This window comes from Rhodococcus sp. T7 (assembly GCF_009872365.1).
Lineage (GTDB): Bacteria > Actinomycetota > Actinomycetes > Mycobacteriales > Mycobacteriaceae > Rhodococcus_F.
Map to the genome: position 1 here is coordinate 20,825 of NZ_WXYH01000007.1, position 6,811 is coordinate 27,635.

8 protein-coding genes are annotated in these 6,811 nt (G+C 65.3%); 6 read left to right on the top strand and 2 right to left on the bottom strand.

Annotated features, from left to right (window positions below; all coding sequences use genetic code 11):
* Positions 1-54: 54 nt before the first annotated feature.
* Complete coding sequence (ligD, locus tag MLGJGCBP_RS01030) at positions 55-1,026, bottom strand: non-homologous end-joining DNA ligase (protein ID WP_236580857.1); 972 nt, start codon at positions 1,024-1,026, stop codon at positions 55-57.
* Positions 1,027-1,262: 236 nt separating this feature from the next.
* Between ligD and MLGJGCBP_RS01035 the strand changes: the two genes are divergently transcribed.
* From MLGJGCBP_RS01035 to MLGJGCBP_RS01050, 4 genes are all read left to right on the top strand, one after another.
* On the top strand, positions 1,263-2,183 hold the full coding sequence (locus MLGJGCBP_RS01035) for a hypothetical protein (protein WP_160093721.1): 921 nt from the start codon (positions 1,263-1,265) through the stop codon (positions 2,181-2,183).
* A 147-nt stretch (positions 2,184-2,330) separates the two neighbouring features.
* Complete coding sequence (locus tag MLGJGCBP_RS01040) at positions 2,331-3,053, top strand: hypothetical protein (protein ID WP_160093722.1); 723 nt, start codon at positions 2,331-2,333, stop codon at positions 3,051-3,053.
* An 81-nt stretch (positions 3,054-3,134) separates the two neighbouring features.
* Positions 3,135-4,388 carry a hypothetical protein gene (locus MLGJGCBP_RS01045; protein WP_160093723.1) on the top strand — a complete coding sequence of 418 codons (1,254 nt, stop codon included), beginning with the start codon at positions 3,135-3,137 and terminating at the stop codon, positions 4,386-4,388.
* Between the two features lie 16 nt (positions 4,389-4,404).
* Positions 4,405-4,608 (top strand): hypothetical protein, encoded by a 204-nt coding sequence (locus tag MLGJGCBP_RS01050; RefSeq protein ID WP_160093724.1) that lies wholly within the window; start codon positions 4,405-4,407, stop codon positions 4,606-4,608.
* A gap of 18 nt (positions 4,609-4,626) precedes the next feature.
* On the opposite strand, the gene MLGJGCBP_RS53105 is transcribed toward MLGJGCBP_RS01050, so the two are convergent.
* The gene (locus MLGJGCBP_RS53105) at positions 4,627-4,962 is read right to left on the bottom strand and encodes a hypothetical protein (RefSeq protein ID WP_268960715.1); all 336 of its coding nucleotides are present in this window, start codon (positions 4,960-4,962) and stop codon (positions 4,627-4,629) included.
* Positions 4,963-5,293: 331 nt separating this feature from the next.
* Here MLGJGCBP_RS53105 and MLGJGCBP_RS01060 point away from each other — a divergent pair, with 331 nt between their 5' ends.
* Together MLGJGCBP_RS01060 and MLGJGCBP_RS01065 are read left to right on the top strand one after the other, a co-directional pair.
* A complete protein-coding gene (locus tag MLGJGCBP_RS01060; RefSeq protein WP_160093725.1) occupies positions 5,294-6,094 on the top strand; it encodes a hypothetical protein in 801 nt (266 codons plus the stop codon).
* On the top strand, positions 6,091-6,426 hold the full coding sequence (locus MLGJGCBP_RS01065) for a hypothetical protein (protein ID WP_160093726.1): 336 nt from the start codon (positions 6,091-6,093) through the stop codon (positions 6,424-6,426). Before MLGJGCBP_RS01060 ends, MLGJGCBP_RS01065 begins: the two co-directional genes overlap by 4 nt.
* Positions 6,427-6,811: the final 385 nt, after the last annotated feature.

Below are 6,811 nucleotides of genomic sequence, written 5' to 3' on the forward strand. Positions count from 1 at the left end.
GGGGTCCTCATTCTCCCAAACTCACCAGCGGCGGTTCTGGACTGATGGCTCCCGTCAGCGCTGGTCGGGCAGGGTTGCGTCCTCGGGCGGGATGTCTGATCGCTGCCCTTTGAACGAGGAGTGTCTCAGGCCGCCACCCTGGCTGAACTCGCGGAATTCGATGTCGACGACAACCAGAGGTTCGACCCAAGACACACCACGAGGGGCGTCAGTATGTGCTGACGCGGTGGGAAGGGGGCTTGTCGGGCGCTCGAGTGTCGCGAGTTGGTCGCGCAGTTGCCGGCGCATCGATGCAGTGAATCCGGTCCCGACGTGACCGATGTGCCTCAAGACCCCCTCGGTGTCATAGGCGCCCAGGACGAGAGAGCCGACCACGTTCCGCTGTGCCCCACCGCCCGCGATCCAGCCGATGACGACGGCGGACGTTCTTTGTCTGACGAGTGTTTTCACCCATGACCGCGTCCGCTTGCCCGGCAGGTAGATCGATGAGATTTTCTTGAAAACGCACCCCTCCATCCCGGTCTCACGGGCCACACCGAGCATGGTGTCCGCACTCAGGCCCAGCCAATGCGGAGGTGCCTGCACCGGCAGACCCGCACCGTGCGAGGGGGCGAGCTCGGCGAGTGCCGACCGGCGATCGAGATACGGCACCGACATCACATCCTTGCCGTCGAGAACAAGCAGGTCGAAGACGAAAAAGTTGACCGTGACCTGGCGGCGCAGCACCGCAGATGGGCGCACCACATTCAGGCGGCGTTGCAAACGGCCGAAGGAGGGCCGGCCATCGGCTGCCAATGCGACGACCTCCCCGTCGAGCACCACCCTTCGGCGGCCGCCGAACGCGTCGGCCAAGGCCTCGACGAGTTCCGGATACGACGACGTCACCACGTTCAGATTTCGGGACCACAGAACCGGATCGGCCCGGCCGCCGGTAGAGGCCAGCAGTCGGCAGCCGTCGTACTTGATTTCCGCCGCCCACGACTCACCGGCTCCACCCGCGGGCGGAGTGCCCAAGGTCGCCAACATCGGCGCAATCAGCCCACGGTGAGCATCGCCCATCCGCTGATTGTCCCCTGAACTTTTCCTGCGCGAGATGAAGCCAGGGAGAGACAAGGTCCCGTCCCGGTCGCAGGGTCCGCCGCCCGGCCAGCAAGCGGATCACCTTCCATAGTTTAAATACGTATCAATAACGAAACGAAACGAAACGAAATTAACGAAACGTTATGATACGATGTGATTCACGTTGGTGTGAGGGAGTCGTTATGGGTGAGAACAAGCCGGGTCGGCCCCGGGTGTACGCGTCGGACGCGGACCGGGTCCGGGCCTACCGGGAACGGCAGAAGGAATCCGCGGCGTCGGCGGCGGCCGCGGAGACGGTGCCGACCGACCCGGCGGAGGCCGCTACCGCGCTGGCCCAGGTGTTGCCGCGGTTGCAGCAGGAAGCCGGCGGGGCGGTGGCGAAGCTGTCCGCGATCGCCGAGCAGATCACCGGCGCCGTCGGCATCCTCGGTGACCCGGCCGCCCTCGATTCCTACCTGCGCCGCGCCCAGGTCACTGCCGACAAGGCGCGGGCCGACGCGGCGCAGGAGATCGAAGACCTGCGAGAACAACTCGCGGCCGCTCTCGATGACCGCGCCAACGCCGACGCCGCAGCTCAGGCCGCCGAAGCGGAAACCGCACAGGCGGCGTCGGCATTAGCTGACGCCCGCCGCGACCACGACGAGCAGCTCCATACCCTGCGCCTCGCGCATCAGCAGGAATTGGCCGACCTCGCCGCCGAACACACCGAGGTACTCGAGCGGTGGCGGCAGCAGATGGCCACCGCCGAAACCGAGCATCAGGAAAAGGTGGCCGAACAGCAGCGCATCATCGAAGGACTCCGGAACCGGGTCATCGAACTCGGGGCCGAAATCAGTGCGGTCCGCGGTGATGCCGAGCGGGCGGCCGCGGCCGCCGAGGCGACGCTCGGCCGACTCGAATCCGATCTCACCGACGCGCGTGCCGCGATCACGGCAGAGCGCACCCGTGCCGACGACTACCGAGACGAACTGGCCACCTCACGAGCGGAACTCGCGGCCGCCCGCACTCAAACCGACGCCGCCAAAGAGCGTATCGAGGAACTCCGTGGCGAACTCGCCGAGATCCGCGGATCAGCCGCCGGGAGAAACAAGAGCGGAACCTGAGGCTGGCGTGCTGCACGCACCCACCGGAGGTGGAGGAACAGTGACGAAGTAGCACGTCGGGGGTGGGTGAGACCATCGCGCAACAGCCCGATCAACAGGAAACATCACGGCCCGCCAGGCGGGTGGCCACAGAGGGGGAGATGAAAGATGGGCAGTGCATCCATGATCGGAGCGGGGGTTATGCTCGCCGGCGGACTGCTCGGCGGCCCGATCGCGCACCTTTCGAGGAATCCGTGGAAGGTTCGCGAATGGGGGCTTGTCCTGGCGTCTGTCGCCGCCGGTATCATGCTCTACGCCGCGATCACCTCCGATGACATCTCGGTCACCCACAAGGTTCTCGCTGTCGCCACTCACGTACTCCTGATTGCTGTCTGCGCCTTCACTATCCGACGGGTCACGACCAGGCGAGGGAACGGTCGGCCGTATCGCATCCTGCGCCCTCAGCGCACGACATCTCCGGGACCGTGGTTGTTCCTGGGCGCAGTAATTCTGACGGCCTCGACCTTCCCGCTCCGCGTCTTCGCGGACCAGATCGCTGTACCTGCCATTGACGCCGCGGTGGGCTGGCAGTCGCTCGGATTGGCGCTGATTGTCTTGCTTCCGATCGCGCTCATCGGGGGTGCCCTGACGGCGGCGACCGGCGCAGCGATCGCGTGCCTCGTTGCGATGCTGCTCCTGGCTGCCGTGGGGCTCTGGCGCGGTGCGGGTGCGGAGGCGATCGAGCCTGTCGGTGTCGAGTTGCTCCGCACCAGATTCGGGCCGCGAACCGTGATCGAACATGATCCGGTGACCGGCGTCTCGACCGCCTACGACGCCGACGGCACCGTATTGCATCACGTCCGGATGCTCGGCGACGTCAGTGAGCGGTGAGAACAGTCGCGCAACTTTCATCGACCGACCGCCACAAACGCGCACACCCGTGGCCGCGAATGCCAAAGAGAGCTGACACAGATGGTCAATCGCACGATGATCGAGCAGATAGGCGACAACACGAGTGGACGAGGCGGCACCGACCGTGAAGAGCTGTCGATGGCCAAGGTCACCGAGCTGGTCGACCGACAACCGGACGGGGACGTCGAGCTGCCACTTCAATGGGAGATCAACCGCGATCACTTGCCAGCGCACATCAGGAAGAAGCTCGCCGCCCGCAGCGCAGCCGGCCTCCCCAATCCGATCCACGCCCACGGTGCATCAGCGATCGCAGCATTCGACGAACGCGAACGCTCCGAATTCCTAGCGAAATACCCGATCGAGGCTGCGTCGGGCGTTGCTGCAGACCGCCCACTGCATTGGGGAATGACTGAACGACAGGCGCTCGAGTTGCGCAAGGCACTGCCATTCGACGGCGCCCTCGAACCTGCACCGAGGAATCGCCGGACCACGGTCGATGACGCGCTCGTGGGGTGGCGGCCATTCGACTTCTACGCCGTTCCCGGACTCGTGGTGCGCCCGGGGCCGGTATGCGCAGCGGCAGGTGTCAGCGTGGTTGCGTTCCTGGGCGGCGTATGGCCAGGACTCATCGTGGCAATTCTGCTGGTACTGATGCTGGGTACTGCGCAGCTTCGTGCGTGGGAAACACTCGATCTGACGAGCACGGACTACATCGCCCTCGAGCGCGCCTCCTTCCGCGCCGCCGCCCCGGAGGCCGGATCACGAGAACACCGCCTCGCTCAGGTCGCTGTGTCCCTCTCCCACACGATCGAGACATATCCCGTATGGCAATCCGAGATCCTGGCACTTCACCGCATCCGTCTCGACCCTGCCGCCGAAGCCGCCCAGGTCATTGAGCACGCCACCCGGATCAGCGGTATCCGGGCCGCTCTCGGGCCCGCCCCCGCCGGCGATACCGAGGCGGCGGAGCGTGCGCGGGAGCAACGCAGTAGCGACGAACAGATCCTCGACCAGGTGCTGGCGTCGCTGATCGAACGGGTCGCCGCCCTGTACCGGTATGCCGATGAACTCCACACACTCAACGACGAATACGAGGCCCTACGCGGCCTCGAGCGTTCCCTCATGGTCAACCCCGACCTCGCTGAACTCGTCAGGCAGACCGGCTCAGACGTGATCGCCGCCGATGCGCTCAACAGGCTCGCTCGGGATGCCGAGGCCCTCCGCGTCGTCGTTCAGGCGCAGGTACAGGTACTCGACGGTGATCTGAGCGCATACGAAACCATCACCGACCGGCGATTGGACACCAAAAAATGAGAGGAAGGACCTCATCGTGTCCCACCGCCCTGATCGCCTCAGTGCGATCGCTTCCGAGGCACTCAACCGCGGCGCGACGGCGGCCACGCATAACCTCGGTGGCCTCCACGCCGACATTCATCACGAAGACTGGGACACCGCGCCCGCCAACCTGCCCGATGAGATTTGGGACCGGCTACTCACCAAACACCGCGACGCGGCCCGCCAGCCACTGTCGTAAGTCCCGTCGATCACCATCTCACCGGTCGTGAGAGCGCCGCCGATACTCCGCACGGTCGATCGCCCCGCGAGCACGATCGGTTAGATTCTCGACGTCCCTACGGTTCGGCGTCCAGCCCTCGTGCCATGCACTGGCCAACGACTGCACGACTGCGCGACGCTGAATCTTGTCGAGCGGCGCGAACAGCTCTGGCCAGCTTTCCTCGACATTGAATTCCTCAGAGACGTCGTGGCAGCGGTGCGCTTCACTACGAGTCAAGAAATCTCCCCCATCGGCTGTGCGAAACCCTATTTTACCAGCTGAAATGGCGAGAATTGGGTCGCCACGGAGGGAGGGAAGCGGCGGGAAGGTCACCCAATCAAGCCGCTCAACAACGGAAACAGGCCGCTGCGCAACCGATCTGAGGAAAATCCGCAGATCAGGACCGGCAAAGATCGCCGGTCTGGTCAGTGTGCAGCGACCTGTTGCTCGTCGCAGAAGGAACCATAAACCGCCCTACCGACAAACAAGCCTCCAGCAAAATGACATCAGGCTGGCACGCCGTTGACGTGCAGGGATAAGCGTCGCGCGGGACGTGGACCGGCCCGCAAAGGCCTACTGGCTACACGAATAGTCGCGTCGAACGTACGTTCGACTAGACTGGGATGTCAGTAGTGGTTTTCTTGAGTGCGGAAGCGGGGCGAGGATGAGCAACCTGCCCGGCGCGCCCGCATCTGGTGCGGCCACCAAGGCCGAGAAACTCGACCAGCTACGCCGGAAGATGGCGTCCATACCCGCCCGAGCCGATAGTTCGTCACCGGCCACACCAGCGGTGATGCTGCGCACCGTCGATGAGCCGATGCCGATTGTGGCCGCGCAAACAACAACAACGATGCGAACGTTGCCCGCGCCTTCGCCGATCGCGGAGCTTCTCCCGCGCGGAGGACTCACCCGCGGCACCGTTGTCAGCGTCTCCGGTGCGACCGCGGTGCTGATCGGACTCCTCGCATCGGTCACGGCCGGCGGCTCGCACGCGGCCGTGATCGGACTGCCGAATCTCAGTCTGCTCGCCGCTGTCGAGCAAGGTGCCGACCTGTCCCGGATAGCGGTGGTTCCCGAGCCGAAGGACTCCGCGGTCGAGGTCGCAGCTATCCTCCTCGACGGCGTTGACCTCGTAATACTCGGGCTTTCGGGTGCCGCCGTCACCCCATCGAGGGCGAGGGCAGTCGTGGCCCGGGCACGGTCGAAGGGTGCCGTCCTGCTGGTGACCGAGGGCCACTGGGACGGGGTGGACCTGCGCATCGAATCCCAGGTCACCGGATACTCCGGTCTCGGCGACCGGCACGGACGCCTCACCGCGGTGCAGCTCGACGTCGCGGCCGCCGGGAAAGGGTTCCAACGCCGGACGAGTCGGATGGAGATCCGCAGCGACTCCGGTTCGGTCACCTGGCGCGCCGACACCGATGCTCAGACCGCGGAACACGCACCACTGCGAGCCGCGCTGTGATCAACACCGACAGCTGGACCGAACGCTGGCCGGAGCACCCCGTCATCAGGACCTTCGATCCGCCCCGAGCAGTTCAGGTCGACATCGGAAAGGCGTTGCCGCTCGGACGTGGGGGAGCGGCCCGGGCCGACTACGTCAGCTTGCGAGTGAAGAGTTCGTCGATCTACCTCGCAGGGCTGCGGCCGGCATTGCAAACGCACTGGCTGCAAATGCACGACGGACAGTGGTTAGCCGCGATCACCGTCTATGTCACCGACGCCGCAGGCACCAACAGCCTCGAACTCGACATGATCGTCACCGCCGACGCCATCACCGAACCACCCGCCCCCTAGCGGCCGCCTCCCGCACCGGATCGATAACTCCGGTCAGGGAGTCAGTGTCGGGACCGAGCGCAGTTGTCTTCCGCTGGCGATCCGCCTGCCCGGCGGCTCGGCCACCTGCGGTGTCCCCCGATTCGAACTCCGCTGCGCTCCGCCCTGGGAGAAGAACATCGTTCTTTTGACCTGCTGGCTTTCCGATCCTGATCGACGGCGGCCGGGGAACAACCCCTGGCGGCGCAAGCGCCGGCACAAGGCTCCGAGAACTTTCTCAACCCGTACTCGCTTCGCTCGCTGAGAAACTTCCCGGCCCAGGGGTTGCCCCCCGTCCTGATACCGCCGATCCGACTCTCCCTTGCCAGCAGGGCAAAAAGAACGATCGGGACACGGTGAGTTGTGG